Raw genomic sequence first — 18,769 nt, 5'->3', positions numbered from 1 at the left:
ACTCGGCCACGATGGCCAAGTTCCGCGTCGCGGGTTCTCACGCCAACGGCGCGGAACAGAGCTTCCGGATGGAAGGGGTCGGGCCTACCGAGACCGACCCTGCCTTTTTCGACGGATTTCGATTAGCGCGAAATCCCGATCCATGCAAGATTTAGCGCCGCACTACAAAACATCAAAGCGTCAAAATTCAATCGAAGATTGTCTTTGCGGATAGTGGATTAGCTGTATCGCCCAAACGTAACTGACAACAGAGATTGGAAGCGACATGGTGTTTGGCGCCAGCTTGGCAAGACTTCTTCGTATGGTTGTCTACGTGCTGATACTCGGAGCCTTGCTGTACTTGGTGCTTGTGGCTATCGCCTTCTATAAGATCAACGACTGGATCGATCGCTGCGCTGATCAAACATCGGGTCAATATATCTGGCATGAAGCCGCACGAAAAATCACATGCGACAACGAGTTATAATACCTTGTTCAAAAAAAGCGGTCGCTAAAACCTCTTCAATATTAGATCACACCGGCTCGAGATCGCCCCTCGCCCAGTTCTCCATCGTCTCAGCCATGAAATCGGCAAATCGGCCTTCGGCGATCGCCTGACGGATGCCCTGCATCAATTCCTGATAGTAAGCGAGATTGTGCCAGGAGAGCAGCATGCCGCCGAGCGCCTCATTGGCGCGGACGAGATGATGCAGATAGGCGCGGGAATAATCGCGCGAGGCCGGGCAATTCGATTGATCGTCGAGCGGGCGCATGTCCTCGGCATGGCGGGCATTGCGGATATTGACCTTGCCGCGGCGGGTGAACGCCAGGCCATGGCGGCCAGAGCGGGTCGGCATCACGCAGTCGAACATGTCGATGCCGCGCGCCACCGACTTCAGGATGTCGTCTGGCGTTCCCACGCCCATCAGATAGCGCGGCTTTTCGGTCGGCAGTTCCGGCAATGTGGTTTCCAGCATGCGCAGCATCACATCCTGCGGCTCGCCGACGGCGAGGCCCCCGACGGCATAGCCCTTCAGATCCATCTGGCTGAGCGCCTGCGCCGAGCGGACGCGCAGTTCGGGCACGTCGCCGCCCTGCACGATGCCGAACATTGCCTTGCCCGGCTGATTGCCGAAGGCGGTCTTGCAGCGCTCGGCCCAGCGTAGCGACATCTCCATGGCGCGCTCGATCTCCTTCGGCGTCGAAGGCAGGGCCACGCATTCGTCGAGCTGCATCTGGATATCCGAGCCGAGCAGTCCCTGGATCTCGATCGAGCGTTCCGGCGACATATGGTGCAGGCTGCCGTCGACATGCGACTTGAAGGTCACGCCCTGTTCGTCGAGCTTGCGCAGGCCCGACAGCGACATCACCTGGAAGCCGCCGGAATCCGTCAGGATCGGATGCTGCCAGCGGATCAGCTCGTGCAACCCGCCGAGGCGGGCGACGCGCTCCGCCGTCGGGCGCAGCATCAGATGATAGGTATTGCCGAGAATGATATCGGCGCCGGTCTCGCGCACTTGGTCGAGATACATCGCCTTGACCGTGCCGACCGTACCGACGGGCATGAAGGCCGGCGTGCGGATCGTGCCGCGCGGCATGGAAACTTCGCCGAGACGGGCGCCGCCGTCGGTCTTCTTCAATGTGAACTGAAAGCTCTCGCTCATGTCGTCCTAGTCTTTCCGGTAGAGCAGGCTGCCATCGCCATAGGAATAGAAGCGATAGCCCGTCTCGATAGCATGGGTATAGGCCGCGCGCATGGTATCGAGGCCGGCAAAGGCCGACACCAGCATGAACAGCGTCGAGCGCGGCAGGTGGAAATTGGTCATCAGCAGATCGACGGCCTTGAAGCGATAGCCGGGGGTAATGAATATCCCGGTCGCACCCCGCCAGGGCTTGATCGTGCCGTCCTCGGCGGCCGCACTTTCGATCAGCCGCAGCGACGTCGTGCCGACGCAGACGATGCGCCCGCCCCTCGCCTTCACGGCATTGAGTTTGGCAGCCGTTTCCGCGTCGACATGGCCGATCTCGAAATGCATCTTGTGGTCTTCGGTATCGTCGGCCTTGACCGGCAGGAAGGTGCCGGCGCCGACATGCAGCGTCACGAAATGCCGCTCCACGCCCATGGCGTCGAGGGCGGCGAACAGCGACGGGGTGAAATGCAGGCCGGCGGTCGGCGCTGCGACCGCGCCCTCCTCGCGCGCATAGATCGTCTGGTAATCGGCGCGGTCGCGCTCGTCTTCCGGACGCTTGGCGGCGATATAGGGCGGCAGCGGGATATGGCCGACCGTGGCGATCGCCTCGTCCAGCGCCGGGCCGGAGAGATCGAAACGCAGGGTGATCTCACCGCCCTCGCCCTTCTCCTCGACGGTCGCGTCGAGCGAGCCGAGCACGCAAACATTCTCGCCGTGCCCGAACTGGATGCGGTCGCCGATCTTGATGCGCTTGCCGGGCTTGGCGAAGGCTTTCCAGCGATCGGGCGCGGCGCGCATATGCAGGGTTGCCGAGACCTGCTGGCCAGGCGCGCCCTCGCGGTGGCGAATGCCCTCCAATTGCGCCGGAATGACCTTCGTGTCGTTGAAGACCACGGCGTCGCCAGGGCGCAGGAAGGACGGCAAATCGCGGATCAGATGATCGTTCAGGACAGTTTCCGCATTCGGATCGACCACGAGCAGGCGCGCGCTGTCGCGCGGCTCGGCGGGTCTGAGCGCGATGCGCTCGTCCGGCAGGTCGAAATCGAAAAGGTCAACACGCATTCAGGCAATCCAGGCAAAGCGAAACCCGCCCCCCACGCCCACGGCGCAGGAGGCGGGTTTCAGGAATAATCACGATCAGACGTCGGCGGCAACCCGTGCCGAGACGATCGAATCCGGATCGCGCACCGGCTCGCCGCGCTTGATCTGGTCGACATTCTCCATGCCGGAGATGACCTGGCCCCAGACCGAATACTGCTTGTTCAGCCAGGGAGCGTCGGTAAAGCAGATGAAGAACTGCGAATTGGCGGAGTTCGGGTTCTGCGAGCGGGCCATGGAGCAGGTGCCGCGAACGTGCGGGGTTGCGGAAAACTCGGCCTTCAGGTCCGGCTTGGAGGAGCCGCCGGTGCCGGCGCGAGCCGTATTGCCGCCAACCTTGCCGTGCTCGACATCGCCCGTCTGGGCCATGAAGCCGTCGATGACGCGATGGAAGACGACGCCGTCATAGGCCTTCTCGCGTGCGAGTTCCTTGATGCGGGCGACATGCTCCGGCGCCACCTGCGGCAGAAGCTGAATGACAACCTGGCCCTTGGTGGTTTCCAGGATGAGGGTGTTTTCTGGGTCCTTGATCTCAGCCATGTTCGTTTCCTCGTTCTATGTTTGATTGCGCATGATCCTATCCCAAGACTTTGGGATCGTGCGTGTGAAATTACTTCTTGGTGACGGTGACCTTGATCATCCGGTCCGGATTGCTGACTTCGCCGTTCTGGCCTTCGCCGCGCTTGATCTTGTCGACGAATTCCATGCCGGAGACGACCTTGCCGACGACCGTGTACTGGTTGTTCAGGAAGTCGCCATCGGCGAACATGATGAAGAACTGCGAATTGGCGGAGTTCGGATTCTGGGCTCGCGCCATGCCGAGGACGCCGCGCTTGAACGGAACCTTGGAGAATTCCGCCGGAAGGTCGGGCAGGTCGGAACCGCCGGTGCCGGCCTTGGCGGCATCGTAGCCCTTCGACAGATTGCCGTAGCGGACGTCGCCCGTCTGGGCCATGAAGCCATCGATGACGCGGTGGAAGGCGACATTGTCATAGGCGCCCTTCTTGGCCAGCGCCTCGATCTGCGCGACATGCTTCGGCGCGACGTCGGGCATGAGCTGAACGACGACCGGACCATCCTTGAGCTGGATCGTCAGAAGCTCTTCGGCGGCCGCCGAAATAGCACTGCCTGCGAGGGCGGCGAGGCTGAGGGCGCCCGCCAATGCGATATGAAAGAGTTTCATGGGTGCTCCGTTCGGGAAATGAATTCGGTCCGGCTTCTATTCGGCCGGATTTTTTAACTTGCCTGTCAGGGCTTTCAGAACCGCTGACGGGACGAAGGCGCTGACATCGCCGCCCATGGAAGCGATCTGCCTTACCAATGTGGCGGTTATGGGCCGCGACGCGGTGCCGGCGGGCAAAAACAGGGTTTGGATATCCGGCGCCATCTGCCGGTTCATGCCGGCCATCTGCATTTCATAGTCGAGATCGGTGCCGTCGCGCAGTCCCCGCACAAGGAGGCTCGCACCATGCTTGCGCGCCGCGTCGACCACCAGATTGTCGAAGGCGACGACGGAAATTGCGGCCGCCTTTTGCGGAAGCACATCGGCCAGTGACCGCTTGATCAGTTCCGCCCGCTCCTCGAACGAAAAAAGCGGCTTCTTGCCGGGATGAATACCGATCGCGACAATAACCTTCGGGGCGACATTCAGCGCCTGTACGAGGACATCCAGATGTCCGTTGGTCATCGGATCGAAAGATCCGGGATAAAAGGCTGTCGTCATACCGGGCCGGCTCGTTGTTTCGACGCCTTTTGTCACGGATAGCCCCTTCCCGCAAGTCATTTGCACCCCTGCGTCGGCCTCTGAATGTCAGATGAATGAGGCGTTCAAGGCCGTTTCAGCCCGGCCATGCTTTATTCAGGCCAACACAAGCGGATCGGTTCCATTCGGTCCCTCCCCGTCCGGCTCAAGGATATCTGACCATGTTGGTCCTCGTCGTCGCAGTCGCCATTGTCGGCTCTCTCGCCATCGAGCACGTCATCCACCTGTTTTCGAGCAATTACGAAATCGAGTGGACGCGCCGTGCTGGCAAGGACGATGGCATTTCTGCACAAGAAATCATCAATGCCATGCGCAAAACGCATCGCGAATCTGAACGCCAGATGAACGAGGCATTCAAGGTCGCTTCAGGCGGACGCTGATAGACATGGCCTCAACATACAGCGGAACCATTCACGAACCGCTGCGTTAAAGTTCGAACCTTAGATTTGCTCATTGCAGTAAGAAGGAAACAGAGTATGCCCGACAAGATCACCCTTATTAACGTTGTGTGGATGACCATGATTTCGGGAATGCTTGCAGCGACGATCGCTCTTTACGATCAAAAGCCTGACCAGTCGAAGATCTATGGTCCCTTTGCTTCGGCTCGTCCCTTCGCTGCCTCCAGCCAATACTAAAGGGATCTGAGCGCTAGTTCCACGAGAGGAAGGGAGCGATCATGTTCACGATATTGACGGTGCTTACGCTTTTCATCAGCATCATGTTCGTTGTGTCTGTCGCATCCACCATATCGGCCCTCCATCGCGAAAGCGAGGAGAGCAAGAAGCTGAACAAGCACCACAAGGCCCTCTGAATTCGGCGAGTTTTCCATAACTCCCCACCCGCGCGCGGCCCTGAGCCAGCCGGGTCGATTAAAACCGGATGCTCCCCCAGCATCCGGTTTTTTGTTGCGCCAGCTTGTTGTTTTTATTCAATTCCGGACGAAAAAACGCTGTGTCCTTTTCTTGGAATTGCCCTAAGCCCCAACAAAAAAACCGGGCAGCCAAGCCGCCCGGTTTTCGTTTCTCTGGATGAAGGCTGCGAATTAGTCTTCGCCGGCGCCCGCCTCGGTGTTGTCGCCCGAAGCGTCGCCTGCGCCATTCGGGACGTCGTCCTCGGCTCCCTCTTCGCTCGCCTCGTCGTCGCCTTCCGGCTCACTGATGCGTTCGACCGAAACGACCTTTTCATCCTTGGCCGTCGAGAAGATGGTGACGCCCTTGGTGGCGCGGCTGGCGATGCGAATGCCGCCGACTGGGACGCGGATCAACTGGCCGCCATCCGACACCAGCATGATCTGATCGCCGTCTTCGACAGGGAAAGCGGCAACCAGCTCGCCGATTTCGCCGGTCTTCGACGTATCGGTGGCGCGGATACCCTTGCCGCCACGGCCGGAAATGCGGAAGTCGTAGGAGGAGGAGCGCTTGCCGAAGCCCTTTTCGGAGACCGTCAGCACGAATTGCTCCAGTGCCTTCAGTTCCTCATAGCGTTCGTCGCCAAGCTGTCCCTCTTCGGTGACGTCTTCGCCGACCAGCGCGATTTCCTCGTCGTCGCCCGTGGCGGAGCGGCGATCGCTCGCGGCACGCTTGAGATAGGCGGCACGCTCCCAGGGTTCGGCGTCCACATGGTTGACGATCGTCATCGAGATGATCTTGTCGCCCGGCGCCAGCGTGATGCCGCGAACGCCGATGGAGTTGCGGCCGGCAAAGACGCGGACGTCCGAGACCGCGAAGCGGATGCACTGGCCGAGCGCCGTCGTCAGCAGCACGTCGTCATGCTCGGTGCAGGTCTCGACGGAGAGGATTTCATCGCCCTCCTCTTCCAGTTTCATGGCGATCTTGCCGTTGCGGTTGACCTGAACGAAATCCGACAGCTTGTTGCGGCGAACGGTGCCGCGCGTCGTCGAGAACATGACGTCGAGATTGTCCCAGCTGTCCTCGTCCTCGGGCAGCGGCATGATCGTGGTGATGCGCTCGCCGGGCTCCAGCGGCAGCATGTTGATCAATGCCTTGCCACGCGATGTCGGCGTGCCGATCGGCAGGCGCCAGACCTTCTCCTTGTAGACGATGCCACGCGAGGAGAAGAACAGAACCGGCGTATGCGTGTTGAGAACGAATAGCCGGGTAACGAAATCCTCGTCGCGCGTCGTCATTCCGGAGCGGCCCTTGCCGCCGCGGCGCTGGGCGCGATAGGTGGTCAGCGGCACGCGCTTGATGTAGCCGAGATGCGAAACCGTGACGACCATGTCTTCGCGGGCGATCAGGTCCTCGTCGTCCATCTCGAGGCCGCCATCGACGATCTCGGTGCGGCGCGGCGTGCCGAACTCGTCGCGAACGGCGGCAAGCTCTTCCTTTACAATGGCTTGGATGCGCAGGCGCGACGACAGGATTTCGAGGTAGTCCTTGATCTCGGCGCCGATCTTGTTGAGTTCGTCGCCGATTTCGTCGCGGCCGAGCGCCGTCAGGCGGGCCAGGCGCAATTCGAGAATGGCGCGTGCCTGCTCTTCGGAAAGATTGTAGGTGCCATCTTCGTTGATGCGGTGGCGCGGATCGTCGATTAGCCGGATAAGGGATTCGACGTCTGCGGCCGGCCAGCGGCGGGTCATCAGCTCTTCGCGCGCCGACTGCGGATCGGGCGCATGGCGGATGACGCGGATGACCTCGTCGATATTGGCGACGGCGATGGCGAGGCCGACCAGGACGTGGGCGCGTTCGCGCGCCTTGCGCAGCAGGTACTTGGTGCGGCGGCTGACGACATCCTCGCGGAAGGACACGAAGGCGCGCAGCATGTCGAGCAGGGTCAGCTGCTCCGGCTTGCCGCCATTCAGCGCCACCACGTTGGCGCCGAAGGAGGTCTGCAGCGGCGTATAGCGATAGAGCTGGTTGAGGATGACGTCAGCATTGGCGTCGCGCTTCAGCTCGACGACGACGCGGTAGCCCTGACGGTCGGATTCGTCGCGCAGATCGGAGATGCCCTCGATGCGCTTTTCGCGCACCAGCTCGGCCATCTTCTCGATCATCGTCGCCTTGTTCACCTGATAGGGAATTTCAGTGATGATGATCTGCTCGCGATCGCCCCGCATCGGCTCGATCGTCGCGACACCGCGCATGATGATGGAGCCGCGCCCCGTCTCATAGGCCGAGCGGATGCCGGCCCGGCCGAGGATCTTGGCGCCGGTCGGAAAGTCCGGACCCGGAATGATCTGCATGATCTCCGGCAGCTCGATGGCCGGATTGTCGATCAACGCGATACAGCCGTCGATCACTTCGGAAAGATTGTGCGGCGGGATATTGGTCGCCATGCCCACGGCGATGCCGCCGGAGCCGTTGACCAGCAGGTTCGGGAACTTGGCCGGCACCACGACGGGCTCGCTCAGCGTGCCGTCATAGTTATCGCGGAAATCGACCGTTTCCTTGTCGAGATCGTCGAGCAGCGAATGCGCGACCTTCTGCAGGCGGCATTCCGTATAGCGTTCGGCCGCCGGCGGATCGCCGTCGACGGAGCCGAAATTGCCCTGCCCGTCGATCAGCGGCATGCGCAGCGACCAGGGCTGCGCCATGCGGGCGAGCGCGTCGTAGATCGCCAGGTTGCCGTGCGGATGGTATTTACCCATCACATCCCCGGTGACGCGGGCGCATTTCACATATTTCTTGTTCCAGTCGATCCCGAGTTCCGACATGCCGTAGAGGATGCGCCGATGAACGGGCTTGAGACCATCGCGAACATCGGGAAGCGCGCGGCTGACGATCACGCTCATGGCGTAATCGAGATACGACCGCTGCATTTCCTCCATGATGGAAATTGGCTCGATGCCTGGCGGGAGCTTCCCGCCGCCGGGTGGTGTTTGCTCAGTCAAAACAGATCACGATCTCTTTTAGAATCACTGTGAAATTTATAGCCGAAAGGCCCCGTCAGCGCCAATTTGGGTGGGTGCTTTTGAACAGGCTTTTCCCCTCTTAACCCGCCAAATCGAACATTTCCGTGGCAGTGCGTTCCGGTTTCACCGCATTGCGCTTTGCGAAACCTCATTCCTCGCATATCAATGGGGGTAACAACCATGGAAATGACGGTCGGGGATCATATGGCGAGTGTGGACACGCTGATCAATGCCTTCACGACGCTGCTCGTCACGGTCGATCCACCCGGTCTTGCTCCCCTTTTCATCGGCCTCACGGCCGGCATGAACGCCGCCGAGCGCAAGCAGGTGGCGCTGCGCGGCTCGCTGATCGCCTTCTTTATCCTGGCCGCCTTCGCCCTGTTCGGCGCCAGCGTGCTCGGGGTGCTCGGCATCTCCATCGGCGCCTTCCGCATTGCCGGCGGCCTGCTGCTCTTCTGGATCGCCTTCGAGATGGTGTTCGAGAGGCGGCAGGATCGCAAGGAGAAGACGACGGAAGTGGCGATCACCAAGGATCATATCCGCAACATCGCCGTCTTTCCCCTCGCCTTGCCCCTGATCGCCGGTCCGGGCGCCATTTCGGCGACCATTCTGCTGGCCGGTTCGCTACAGACGACGCTCGACCGGGCGCAGCTGATCGGCGTCATCGCCGCCAATCTCTGCCTGGTCTTCGCGGCTCTGGCGATCTCCAACCGGCTCGACCGCATGCTGGGAGCCACCGGCCGCGCCATCCTGACCCGCCTGCTCGGCGTCATTCTCGCGGCACTCGCAGCGCAGTTTGTCGTGGACGGCGTGCGGTCGGCGCTTCAGGTCGCATAGAAGAAGCCCGCCGGGAAAGATGATGCATCCAATCGTCATAAGATTCTCATCAGAAAAATCCAAAGCCGATAGCGCACGGGGCCTTTAATGCTTACAAACATAATAAGGGCGTTCTTCAAAAAGTATGGCTATACATTTTTAAAAATGGAATATTTGTCCGATAAAAACGACAAGGAATACGCCTCTATAAGCATAGTTACGGAAAAAGACTTATAGAAGAAGATATTGTTTATGTATTTTGCTGATGAGATCGCAAGAGTTCACATCCTGACCGAAGAGAATATCATTCGAACCATAAATAGCTGTGAATCTATTCTGAAAGAGCTAAACGGGCGCGCCGACCACTAAAAGGCAACCAACGAAAAAGCCCGCCTGGAAAGGCGGGCTGTTCAACAAAATTCGGTATGATCCCTCGATCAAATCGACCCGATCAGAACGGGATATCGTCATCCAGGTCGCGCGAGAAGTTGCTGCCGGAGCCGCCGCCGCTGGACTGGCCACCGCGGCTGCCGCCACTGCGACCACCACTGCCACCAGACTGGCCGTAATCGTCGCCGCCACCATAATCGCCACCGCCGTAGCCGCCGCCGAAGTCACCGCCGCCGCGACCACCGCGACCGCCGCCCTCTCCGCCTTCACCACGGCCGTCCAGCATGGTCAGCGTCGAGTTGAAGCCCTGCAGCACGATTTCGGTCGAATAGCGGTCCTGGCCGTTCTGGTCCTGCCACTTGCGTGTCTGGAGCGCGCCTTCGATATAGACCTTGGCGCCCTTCTTCAGATATTGTTCGGCGACCTTGCAGAGACCTTCGTTGAAGATCACCACGCGGTGCCATTCGGTCTTTTCCTTGCGTTCGCCGGAGTTGCGGTCGCGCCAGGTTTCCGAGGTCGCGACGTTGAGATTGGCGATCGGGCGGCCGTCCTGCGTGCGGCGGATTTCCGGGTCCGCCCCGAGATTTCCAACCAGAATTACCTTGTTCACACTACCGGCCATGACATCACCCTGCTTGCCGCCCATCGACGGCTCCAAAATTTCATCCGCGCACCTTAGACCATTGCCGCCGTCAGGTGCTATTTAAGCAACCATCCAAGGGAGTGTCATCCACAAGGAATTTTGTTCTTTATTTGTTCTAGTTTGTCCGTATGATCCTGTCAACCGAATCGAAAACCTGGTCCTGTCCTTCATTTCAGCCTCGACTCGCGGGCTGGCATCACTAAATAAAGGCAGACTCCAAGGGACCTTTATACGACGATGAGCGAACTGAAGACTATTTCCATACGTGGCGCGCGCGAGCATAATCTCAAGGGCATCGACCTTGATCTTCCGCGCAACAAGCTGATCGTCATGACCGGCCTCTCCGGCTCCGGCAAGTCGTCGCTCGCCTTCGATACGATCTATGCCGAGGGACAGCGCCGCTATGTCGAGAGCCTGTCGGCCTATGCGCGGCAGTTCCTGGAAATGATGCAGAAGCCGGATGTCGACCAGATCGACGGCCTGTCGCCGGCGATCTCGATCGAGCAGAAGACCACGTCGCGCAATCCGCGCTCGACGGTCGGTACCGTCACCGAAATCTACGACTATATGCGTCTGCTGTTCGCCCGCGTTGGTGTGCCCTATTCGCCGGCCACCGGCCTGCCGATCGAGAGCCAGACGGTCAGCCAGATGGTTGATCGCGTGCTCGCCTTCGGCGAAGGCACCCGGCTTTATATCCTGGCGCCGCTCGTGCGCGGGCGTAAGGGCGAATATAAGAAAGAGCTCGCCGAGCTCATGAAAAAGGGCTTCCAGCGCGTCAAGGTCGATGGCCAGTTCTATGAGATCGCCGACGTCCCGGCGCTCGACAAGAAGTACAAGCACGACATCGATGTCGTGGTCGACCGTATCGTCGTCCGGCCGGATGTCTCGAGCCGCCTTGCCGACAGTTTCGAAACCTCGCTGCGCCTCGCCGATGGTCTTGCGATCGCGGAATTCGCCGACAAGCCGCTGCCGCCGGAAGAGACGGCGGCCGGCGGCTCGGCGAATAAATCGCTGAACGAGACGCATGAACGCGTGCTGTTCTCGGAAAAATTCGCCTGCCCGGTCTCCGGCTTCACCATTCCGGAAATCGAACCGCGCCTGTTCTCGTTCAACAACCCTTTCGGCGCCTGTCCGTCCTGCGACGGGCTCGGCTCGCAGCAGAAGATCGATCCGGATCTGATCGTTCCGGAACCCGAGCGCACGCTGCGCGACGGCGCTATCGCGCCGTGGGCCAAGTCGACCTCGCCCTATTACAATCAGACGCTGGAAGCGCTAGGCAAGCATTACGGCTTCAAGCTCGGCAGCCGCTGGAATGAGCTGTCCGACAAGGCGAAGGACGTCATTCTCAACGGCACCGAAGACAAGATCGAGTTCCATTATGCCGACGGTGCGCGCTCCTATACGACGCACAAGAATTTCGAAGGCATCGTGCCGAACCTCGAGCGGCGCTGGAAGGAAACCGATTCCGCCTGGGCGCGCGAGGAGATCGAGCGCTTCATGTCGGCCGCCCCCTGCCCGGCCTGCAACGGCTATCGCCTGAAGCCGGAAGCGCTGGCGGTCAAGATCGACAAGCTGCATATCAGCCAGGTCGCGGAAATGTCGATCCGCGTCGCCCGCGACTGGTTCAACGCCCTGCCGGAGACCTTCACCGACAAGCAGAACGAGATCGCGGTGCGCATTCTCAAGGAAATCCGCGACCGCCTGCGCTTCCTCAACGATGTCGGCCTCGAATATCTGAGCCTATCGCGCAACTCGGGCACGCTATCGGGCGGCGAAAGCCAGCGCATTCGCCTGGCCTCGCAGATCGGCTCGGGACTGACGGGCGTGCTCTACGTTCTCGACGAACCGTCGATCGGCCTGCACCAGCGCGACAACGCCCGCCTGCTGGAAACGCTGAAGCATCTGCGCGATATCGGCAACACGGTCATCGTCGTCGAGCATGACGAGGATGCGATCCTGACAGCGGATGATGTGGTCGATATCGGCCCGGCCGCCGGCGTGCACGGCGGCCAGGTGGTGGCGCATGGCACGCCGCAGGACATCATGGCGAACCCAAAGTCGCTGACCGGAAAATATCTCTCCGGCGAACTCGGCGTTCCCGTTCCCGACGAACGCCGCAAGATCAAGAAGGGTAAGGAAATCAAGGTCGTCGGCGCGAGAGGCAACAACCTCAAGAACGTCACCGCCTCGATCCCGCTCGGCGTCTTCACCGCGGTCACCGGCGTATCCGGCGGCGGCAAGTCCACCTTCCTGATCGAGACGCTCTACAAGTCGGCCGCGCGCCGCGTCATGGGCGCGCGCGAAATCCCGGCCGATCACGACCGCATCGATGGCTTCGAGCATATCGACAAGGTGATCGATATTGACCAGTCGCCGATCGGCCGCACGCCGCGCTCGAACCCGGCCACCTATACCGGCGCCTTCACGCCGATCCGCGACTGGTTCGCCGGCCTGCCGGAAGCCAAGGCGCGGGGCTATCAGCCCGGCCGCTTCTCCTTCAACGTCAAGGGCGGTCGCTGCGAGGCCTGCCAGGGCGATGGCGTCATCAAGATCGAGATGCACTTCCTGCCCGACGTCTACGTCACCTGCGACGTCTGCCACGGCAAGCGCTACAACCGCGAAACCCTCGACGTCACCTTCAAGACCAAGTCGATCGCCGACGTGCTCGACATGACGGTCGAAGAGGGCGTCGATTTCTTCGCGGCCGTTCCCGCCGTGCGCGACAAGCTGCAGAGCCTGAAGGATGTCGGCCTCGGCTATATCAAAGTGGGACAGCAGGCCAATACGCTTTCGGGTGGCGAGGCGCAGCGCGTCAAGTTAGCCAAGGAACTGTCGAAGCGATCGACGGGCCGCACGCTTTACATCCTCGACGAACCCACAACCGGCCTGCATTTCCACGATGTCGCCAAGCTCCTAGAAATGCTGCATGAACTGGTCAATCAGGGCAATTCGGTCGTGGTCATCGAGCACAATCTCGAGGTCATCAAGACCGCCGACTGGATTCTCGATTTCGGCCCCGAGGGCGGCGATGGCGGTGGCGAGATCGTCGCCTCGGGCACACCGGAGACGATTGTCAAGGAGAAGCGGTCCTATACCGGCCAGTTCCTGAAGGAATTGCTGGAGCGGCGGCCGATCAAGAAGGTGGCAGCGGCGGAGTGACGGCTACCAGAGCGGCTCGACGCCAAACGCTTTAAAAGCCGAATCGGCGCTGATCAATAGGAGGCCCTCGATCTTGCATTGCGCTGCGATCATTCGATCGAAGGGGTCCTTGTCGTTACCGTCCAGAAGTCCAGCTTGCACAGCGTGCCGAGCCGAGACGTCGAGAACCACGAAACGCTCGGCCGCCATAGCTTGTTCAAAAGCCATGACGAGAGGGCCAAAGTCGTTCCATTTCCCAGTGTGGAATTTTGTGGCCATCTCAAAGGCTGAGATGGCGCTCGCAAAGACGTCATTCTGTGGGTCGGCAATCAAAGCGCGAATGCTGGATGACAACCGGGAATCGTTGAAAAGCCACCAGGCGATGGCATGCGTATCGAGTAACAGTCTCACATCTCACCGTCGAACGAGTATTTGCCTTCCCAGGCTTCGAGTTCGTCTTCAGGTAGCGAGTCGAAGAAGAATGAATCTGGAATTTTGCCGCGCAGGTGAGCGAACGCCCCAGGAATACGCGGCTTGGCCTGTGGTTCCTCAACCGGCACGAGTTTGACAGCAGGCTTGTTGCCACGTGCCAACACGATCTCCTCGCCGGCTTCTGCGCGAGCGATAAGTTTCGAGAGGTCGGTTTTGGCTTTGTGAATGGTGACGATCGTCATCGGACAACCCTGTTCAACAAGAGTTTCTCAAAAGATAGCTAAGCAACATAGCTAAGGCAATGGAGGAGAGAATGACCACTGCAGGCACGATCCGAACCGGCATCGGCGGCTGGACCTTCGAGCCCTGGCGCGGGACCTTCTATCCCGACACGCTGAAGCAGAAGGACGAGCTGAATTTCGCCAGCCGCCAGCTGAAGGTGATCGAGGTCAACGGCACCTATTACAGCACGCAGAAGCCGGAAGTCTTCGCCAAATGGGCGGCCGACGTCCCGGATGGCTTCATCTTCTCGCTCAAGGCGACACGCTTCGTCACCAACCGGCGCGTGCTTGCCGAGGCGGGAGAATCGATGCAGCGCTTTCTCGAGTCCGGCATCAGCGAACTCGGCGATCACCTTGGCCCGCTTCTCTGGCAATTCGCGCCGACGAAGAAATTCGATCCGGATGATTTCGAGGCCTTCCTGAAGTTGCTGCCGGCCAGGCAGGACGGCCTGGCGCTCCGGCATGTCGTCGAGGTCCGGCATGATTCGTTCAAGGTGCCGGAATTCGTGGGCCTGCTTGCCAAATACAATGTCGCGCCGGTTTGCGCCGAGCATTTCGAATATCCGATGATTGCCGACGTGACCGCCGATTTCGTCTATGCCCGCCTGCAGAAGGGCTCCGACGACATCAAGACCTGCTATCCGCCAAAGGATTTGACGGCCTGGGCAAAACGGCTGGCAAGCTGGGCCGAAGGCAGGATTCCCGACGATCTGCCGCTGATCGATGCAGAGCGCAAGGTCGAGGCCGCGCCGCGCGATGTCTTTGCCTTCATGATCCACGAAGGCAAGGTCAATGCGCCGCATGGCGCGATCGCGCTTCAGGAGGAAGTAGCGAAGTAGCGCCCCTCAAAAGGGTGCGACATGCGAGACGAGATCTTCCGCCGTCAGCCCTTTTCCCGCGCGTTGCCCGGCCTCGCCATGCAGCCAGACGCCGGCCGCCGCCGCTTCGAAGGCGGGGGTTCCCTGTGCCAGCAATCCGCCGATAATACCGGCGAGCACGTCGCCGGAGCCGGCGGTGGCGAGCCATGACGGGGCATTGGCGTTGATCAGCGCCCTTCCATCGGGTGCGGCGATAACGCTGTCGGCGCCCTTGTAGATGACGGCGGCATGCGCGCGCGCGGCGGCGGCTCTTGCCTTTGCCACCTTGCTCAAGGTGCTGTCGGCGGCGATATCGGGAAAGAGACGGGCGAACTCGCCCTCATGCGGCGTCAGCACCATCCGCGTCGGGCCATCCGCGAAAGCCTCGAACAGGCGTTGCGGGTCGTCGCGAAACGAGGTGATGCCATCGGCATCCAGCACGAGTTGACGATCGGCGAGTGCCAGCGCGAATTGCCGGGCCTTTTCGCCGGCGCCGAAACCGGGGCCGAGAACGAAGGTCGACAGCCGCTTGTCGGTAAGCCAGGCTCGCAAGGCCGCTTCGTCCTCGACCGCGCGCAGCATGATCGCCGTCAGCATGCCGGCATTGACCGCCAGCGCCTGTTCCGGCGAGGCGATGGTGACAAGCCCTGCCCCGGCTTTCAGCCCGGCCATGGCCGACATGCGTGCCGCGCCGGTGGCGATTGCCCCGCCCGAAAAGACGACGAGGTGGCCGCGCTTGTATTTATGGATATCCGTAACCGCCGCCGGCAGTGCCGCTTGCCACTGCGCCGGCATGTTTTCAGCGATCCTGGTGTCCGCCTCGGCGCGGACGATGCGCGCGGGGATGCCGATGTCGAACACCTCCAATATGCCGCAGAGATCGCGACCCGGCAGCAGCAGGTGACCGGGCTTGCGGGTCATGAAGGTGATCGTGCGTTCGGCTTGGAAGGCAGCGCCGAGTATCTGGCCACTATTGCCGTCGACGCCGGACGGCAGATCGATGGCGATGACCGGAACCCTGGCATCGGCGACGAGTGATATTATCACTGCGACCTCGTCCGGAACCGGGCGAGAGAGACCCGCCCCGAAGATGGCGTCGATCACCACATCGCCAGCCTGCGGCAGATAGGTCGAGATCGCCGTCCCGGCGACCGGGCAATCCGCAAAGGCGCGCGCGGCATCGCCTTTCAGCTTCCCGGGGTCGCCGAGGTAAAAAAGTGCGACGTCGGCGCCGCTCTGCCGGAGCGCGCGCGCCGCCACATAGCCGTCCCCGCCATTGTTGCCGGGGCCGCAAAGCACGACATATCGTCCGGCCTCGGGGAAATGCCGAAGAGCACTTGCGGCAACCGCCTGCCCCGCCTTTTCCATAAGCCCATAGGAATCGATGCCCGAAGCGGCAGCGGCCCGGTCAACGGCCGCCATCTCATCGGGCGAGAGAAGCAGATCGGCGAGTGGTAACATCATGATAGGCTTCATTGAATCCGAAACCTGCCTGAAAAACAACCGCTTTTCCGGCGCAGATTTTGCCTAATAAAAATGCATTTGCATAAAAATATTTCACCGTAAGCTCGCGTCATTCAAAGGTACGATTGTGAAGGTTCAGGCGTTTTTTTGCAAAATTTTGCTTATGAAGCTCAATTTGATGCGAAATCGCTTCCATTTTCTCGAAAAATCCTCATCAATCCGAGATCTCGGCATCAATTCGTCGGGATTTTTTGCAGCGAGCTGTTCTGAACTGGCATGATACGTGCATCACGTTGGGCGAGCGGGGAGTAGTCCTGCTGTAACAGGAAAAGCGGAGAGATATTTTCTCATGAAAAAGATCGAAGCGATCATCAAGCCCTTCAAGCTCGACGAAGTGAAGGAAGCCCTTCAGGAAGTCGGCCTGCAGGGTATCACCGTCACGGAAGCGAAGGGCTTCGGTCGTCAGAAAGGTCACACGGAACTCTACCGTGGCGCCGAATACGTCGTTGACTTCCTTCCGAAGGTGAAGGTCGAAGTCGTATTGGCGGACGAAAATGCGGAGGCGGTGATCGACGCTATCCGCAAGGCAGCGCAGACTGGCCGTATCGGCGACGGAAAGATTTTCGTCTCCAACGTCGAAGAGGTCATTCGCATCCGCACCGGTGAAACCGGCATAGACGCCATCTAACCCGCCCGGCCTCACGGCCGCGGTCAAAAATCGTCATCTAAGTCAAGGGAAGAGAAATTTAATGACGACGGCAAGCGAAATTCTAAAACAAATCAAGGATAACGACGTCAAGTTCGTAGACCTGCGCTTTACCGACCCCAAGGGCAAACTGCAGCACGTCACGATGGACGTCGTCTGTGTCGACGAAGACATGTTCGCCGACGGCGTCATGTTCGATGGCTCTTCGATCGCAGGCTGGAAGGCGATCAACGAATCCGACATGGTGCTGATGCCGGATACGGACACGGTCCATATGGACCCGTTCTTCGCGCAGTCCACCATGGTGATCATCTGCGATATTCTCGACCCCGTCTCGGGCGAAGCCTATAACCGCGACCCGCGCGGCACCGCCAAGAAGGCCGAAGCCTATCTCAAGGCTTCCGGCATCGGCGACACCGCCTTCTTCGGCCCTGAAGCCGAATTCTTCGTCTTCGACGACGTCAAGTACAAGGCCGATCCCTACAATACCGGCTTCAAGCTCGACTCCAGCGAATTGCCGTCGAATGACGACACCGACTATGAGACCGGCAACCTCGGCCATCGTCCGCGCATCAAGGGCGGCTACTTCCCGGTTCCTCCGGTCGACAGCGCTCAGGACATGCGTTCTGAAATGCTGACGGTTCTCTCCGAAATGGGCGTCGTCGTCGAAAAGCATCACCACGAAGTCGCCGCCGCCCAGCACGAACTCGGCATCAAGTTCGATACGCTGGTGCGCAACGCCGACAAGATGCAGATCTACAAGTATGTCGTCCATCAGGTGGCCAATGCCTACGGCAAGACGGCAACCTTCATGCCGAAGCCGATCTTCGGCGACAACGGTTCCGGCATGCATGTTCACCAGTCGATCTGGAAGGGCGGCAAGCCGACCTTCGCCGGCGACGAGTATGCGGGCCTCTCCGAGAGCTGCCTCTACTACATCGGCGGCATCATCAAGCATGCCAAGGCGCTCAACGCCTTCACCAACCCGTCGACGAACTCCTACAAGCGCCTGGTTCCCGGTTATGAAGCTCCGGTTCTGCTTGCCTATTCGGCCCGCAACCGCTCGGCCTCCTGCCGTATCCCCTTCGGTAGCAACCCGAAGGCGAAGCGCGTCGAAGTCCGCTTCCCCGATCCGACGGCCAACCCCTATCTGGGCTTCGCGGCCATGCTGATGGCCGGCCTCGACGGCATCAAGAACAAGATTCATCCGGGCAAGGCCATGGACAAGGATCTCTACGATCTGCCGCCGAAGGAACTGAAGAAGATCCCGACGGTTTGCGGCTCGCTGCGCGAAGCGCTGGAAAGCCTGGACAAGGACCGCAAGTTCCTGACCGCCGGCGGCGTCTTCGACGACGATCAGATCGATTCTTTCATCGAGCTGAAGATGCAGGAAGTCATGCGCTTCGAGATGACCCCGCATCCGGTCGAATACGACATGTACTACTCGGTATAAGAACCGAAGTGAAAGCCCCGGCTCGCCGGGGCTTTTTCATATTGGCAAGCATGAGGCAGGCATTTCTCGGTCACGGCTGCCTCATCGGATGTTACAATTCCTGCCTCGCCTATTCGAACCACCAGAGGGTGAACGGCGTTAATCGAATGTGACGGTTGGATGAAGGAATCGGGGCAAAATCCTTGATA

The 18,769-nt window shown here is 60.3% G+C and carries 18 protein-coding genes; 8 read left to right on the top strand and 10 right to left on the bottom strand.

Annotated elements, in window-relative coordinates:
- Window positions 1–512: 512 nt before the first annotated feature.
- The 5 genes from tgt to coaD all read right to left on the bottom strand — a co-directional run bounded on the left by tgt (window position 513) and on the right by coaD (window position 4,491).
- Window positions 513–1,643 carry a tRNA guanosine(34) transglycosylase Tgt gene (gene tgt, locus FHX11_RS04155; protein ID WP_184355330.1) on the bottom strand — a complete coding sequence of 377 codons (1,131 nt, stop codon included), beginning with the start codon at window positions 1,641–1,643 and terminating at the stop codon, window positions 513–515.
- Between the two features lie 6 nt (window positions 1,644–1,649).
- Window positions 1,650–2,732 (bottom strand): tRNA preQ1(34) S-adenosylmethionine ribosyltransferase-isomerase QueA, encoded by a 1,083-nt coding sequence (queA, locus tag FHX11_RS04150; protein WP_184355328.1) that lies wholly within the window; start codon window positions 2,730–2,732, stop codon window positions 1,650–1,652.
- Between the two features lie 75 nt (window positions 2,733–2,807).
- Window positions 2,808–3,308, bottom strand: a complete 501-nt coding sequence (locus FHX11_RS04145; RefSeq protein WP_184355326.1) for a peptidylprolyl isomerase — start codon at window positions 3,306–3,308, stop codon at window positions 2,808–2,810.
- 70 nt (window positions 3,309–3,378) lie between these two features.
- On the bottom strand, window positions 3,379–3,951 hold the full coding sequence (locus FHX11_RS04140) for a peptidylprolyl isomerase (RefSeq protein WP_184355324.1): 573 nt from the start codon (window positions 3,949–3,951) through the stop codon (window positions 3,379–3,381).
- Between the two features lie 36 nt (window positions 3,952–3,987).
- Window positions 3,988–4,491, bottom strand: coding sequence for a pantetheine-phosphate adenylyltransferase (coaD, locus tag FHX11_RS04135; protein ID WP_184355322.1), 504 nt, complete (start codon window positions 4,489–4,491; stop codon window positions 3,988–3,990).
- A 200-nt stretch (window positions 4,492–4,691) separates the two neighbouring features.
- Between coaD and FHX11_RS04130 the strand changes: the two genes are divergently transcribed.
- From FHX11_RS04130 to FHX11_RS30035, 3 genes are all read left to right on the top strand, one after another.
- Complete coding sequence (locus FHX11_RS04130; protein ID WP_184355320.1) at window positions 4,692–4,910, top strand: hypothetical protein; 219 nt, start codon at window positions 4,692–4,694, stop codon at window positions 4,908–4,910.
- 96 nt (window positions 4,911–5,006) lie between these two features.
- On the top strand, window positions 5,007–5,165 hold the full coding sequence (locus tag FHX11_RS04125; RefSeq protein ID WP_184355318.1) for a hypothetical protein: 159 nt from the start codon (window positions 5,007–5,009) through the stop codon (window positions 5,163–5,165).
- A 41-nt stretch (window positions 5,166–5,206) separates the two neighbouring features.
- Window positions 5,207–5,341 (top strand): hypothetical protein, encoded by a 135-nt coding sequence (locus FHX11_RS30035; protein ID WP_281411580.1) that lies wholly within the window; start codon window positions 5,207–5,209, stop codon window positions 5,339–5,341.
- Window positions 5,342–5,572: 231 nt separating this feature from the next.
- On the opposite strand, the gene gyrA is transcribed toward FHX11_RS30035, so the two are convergent.
- Window positions 5,573–8,380 (bottom strand): DNA gyrase subunit A, encoded by a 2,808-nt coding sequence (gene gyrA / locus FHX11_RS04120; RefSeq protein WP_184355315.1) that lies wholly within the window; start codon window positions 8,378–8,380, stop codon window positions 5,573–5,575.
- A 225-nt stretch (window positions 8,381–8,605) separates the two neighbouring features.
- Between gyrA and FHX11_RS04115 the strand changes: the two genes are divergently transcribed.
- Complete coding sequence (locus FHX11_RS04115; protein ID WP_184355313.1) at window positions 8,606–9,238, top strand: MarC family protein; 633 nt, start codon at window positions 8,606–8,608, stop codon at window positions 9,236–9,238.
- A gap of 430 nt (window positions 9,239–9,668) precedes the next feature.
- On the opposite strand, the gene FHX11_RS04110 is transcribed toward FHX11_RS04115, so the two are convergent.
- On the bottom strand, window positions 9,669–10,229 hold the full coding sequence (locus FHX11_RS04110; protein ID WP_184355818.1) for a single-stranded DNA-binding protein: 561 nt from the start codon (window positions 10,227–10,229) through the stop codon (window positions 9,669–9,671).
- Window positions 10,230–10,487: 258 nt separating this feature from the next.
- Between FHX11_RS04110 and uvrA the strand changes: the two genes are divergently transcribed.
- Window positions 10,488–13,409, top strand: coding sequence for an excinuclease ABC subunit UvrA (gene uvrA, locus FHX11_RS04105; RefSeq protein ID WP_184355311.1), 2,922 nt, complete (start codon window positions 10,488–10,490; stop codon window positions 13,407–13,409).
- Between the two features lie 3 nt (window positions 13,410–13,412).
- Here the strand turns inward: uvrA and FHX11_RS04100 are convergent, their stop codons facing one another.
- Window positions 13,413–13,799: a type II toxin-antitoxin system VapC family toxin gene (locus tag FHX11_RS04100; RefSeq protein ID WP_184355308.1), complete on the bottom strand. Its 387-nt coding sequence runs from the start codon at window positions 13,797–13,799 to the stop codon at window positions 13,413–13,415.
- A complete protein-coding gene (locus FHX11_RS04095) occupies window positions 13,796–14,062 on the bottom strand; it encodes a type II toxin-antitoxin system prevent-host-death family antitoxin (protein ID WP_184355306.1) in 267 nt (88 codons plus the stop codon). The genes FHX11_RS04100 and FHX11_RS04095 overlap by 4 nt, the downstream gene beginning before the upstream one ends.
- A gap of 71 nt (window positions 14,063–14,133) precedes the next feature.
- On the opposite strand from FHX11_RS04095, the gene FHX11_RS04090 reads away from it, so the two are divergent.
- Window positions 14,134–14,940 carry a DUF72 domain-containing protein gene (locus FHX11_RS04090; protein WP_184355304.1) on the top strand — a complete coding sequence of 269 codons (807 nt, stop codon included), beginning with the start codon at window positions 14,134–14,136 and terminating at the stop codon, window positions 14,938–14,940.
- Between the two features lie 6 nt (window positions 14,941–14,946).
- Here the strand turns inward: FHX11_RS04090 and FHX11_RS04085 are convergent, their stop codons facing one another.
- A complete protein-coding gene (locus FHX11_RS04085) occupies window positions 14,947–16,422 on the bottom strand; it encodes an NAD(P)H-hydrate dehydratase (RefSeq protein ID WP_184355302.1) in 1,476 nt (491 codons plus the stop codon).
- A 349-nt stretch (window positions 16,423–16,771) separates the two neighbouring features.
- On the opposite strand from FHX11_RS04085, the gene FHX11_RS04080 reads away from it, so the two are divergent.
- On the top strand, window positions 16,772–17,110 hold the full coding sequence (locus FHX11_RS04080; protein ID WP_003539626.1) for a P-II family nitrogen regulator: 339 nt from the start codon (window positions 16,772–16,774) through the stop codon (window positions 17,108–17,110).
- 61 nt (window positions 17,111–17,171) lie between these two features.
- Complete coding sequence (gene glnA / locus FHX11_RS04075; protein ID WP_184355300.1) at window positions 17,172–18,581, top strand: type I glutamate--ammonia ligase; 1,410 nt, start codon at window positions 17,172–17,174, stop codon at window positions 18,579–18,581.
- Window positions 18,582–18,769 lie beyond the last annotated feature (188 nt).

It is taken from the genome of Rhizobium sp. BK602 (assembly GCF_014195095.1).
In the GTDB taxonomy this organism is placed as follows: Bacteria; Pseudomonadota; Alphaproteobacteria; order Rhizobiales; family Rhizobiaceae; genus Rhizobium.
The sequence above is the reverse complement of the archived record's forward strand: the minus strand, read 5'-3'. Positions and strand labels throughout refer to the sequence as shown.